This is a genomic window from Priestia sp. SIMBA_032 (assembly GCF_046535215.1).
In the GTDB taxonomy this organism is placed as follows: domain Bacteria; phylum Bacillota; class Bacilli; order Bacillales; family Bacillaceae_H; genus Priestia; species Priestia aryabhattai.
In genome coordinates this window covers 1-244 of the sequence record NZ_JAWRXD010001346.1, presented here as the reverse complement: position 1 = coordinate 244, position 244 = coordinate 1, and the positions used below count along the sequence as shown (strand labels likewise).

Here is a 244-nt window from a genome sequence, read left to right as displayed (position 1 = left end):
GGAACGGCCGTTTCCACGGTGACGGTGATTGTCACGCCGGTGAATGATGCACCAACGGTGCCAAACTACACGTTCAGCACACAAGAAGATAGCCCAGTAATAGGTGCCATAGTAGGAACAGATGTAGATGGAAATCCTCTCAGTTATCAGCTGCAAGTTGCGCCAACCAACGGAGTGGCGGCAGTAAATGCGGACGGAACGTTTAGCTATCAACCAAATCCGAATTTTAATGGGACCGATCAAT

1 protein-coding gene is annotated in these 244 nt (G+C 49.6%); it reads left to right on the top strand.

The window, feature by feature from the left end:
• A partial coding sequence (locus SB717_RS38695; RefSeq protein ID WP_410908549.1) for an Ig-like domain-containing protein occupies window positions 1–244 on the top strand: 244 nt, incomplete at both ends.